Origin of the sequence: Xanthobacter autotrophicus (genome assembly GCF_029991245.1) — a bacterium.
In the GTDB taxonomy this organism is placed as follows: domain Bacteria; phylum Pseudomonadota; class Alphaproteobacteria; order Rhizobiales; family Xanthobacteraceae; genus Xanthobacter; species Xanthobacter autotrophicus_C.
Genome location: NZ_JAIVFO010000380.1, coordinates 1 through 432 on the forward strand (window position 1 = coordinate 1; position 432 = coordinate 432).

Genomic DNA, 432 nt, shown 5'->3' on the forward strand with positions numbered 1-432 from the left:
CGCTGGTGGCGGTGGCGTTCCTGGTCGCTCTCTCCAAGGCCCGGCCGTCGCCGTTCTACATCCTCGACGAGGTCGAGGCCGCGCTCGACGACACCAACCTCGGCCGGCTGCTGGAGATCTACGAGGAGCTGCGCGAGAACTCCCAGCTGCTCGTGATCACCCACCAGAAGCGGACCATGGAGGTCGGCGACGCCCTGTACGGCGTGACCATGCGCGGCGACGGCGTCTCGGCCGTCATCTCGCAGCGACTCAGGGAGGCGGAGACGGCATGACGCAGATCGTCGTGGCCATGGTGGTCATCGTGCTGCTGGCGGGCATCGTGGTGGTGTACGTCGCCTTCCCCCACCGCGGCGAGGACCTGCCCGGCGTGCCCTGGCTGGGGCGGCTGATGCGCCGCGGCGCCCGGTCGCTGCCGACCGTGGAGCCCGAGCC

1 protein-coding gene is annotated in these 432 nt (G+C 70.8%); it reads left to right on the plus strand.

Annotation, left to right across the window (positions count from 1 at the left end; all coding sequences use genetic code 11):
• Positions 1–272, plus strand: a 272-nt coding sequence (locus K9U41_RS23315; protein ID WP_282643212.1) for an AAA family ATPase, incomplete at its 5' end; no start/stop codon positions are given.
• Positions 273–432 lie beyond the last annotated feature (160 nt).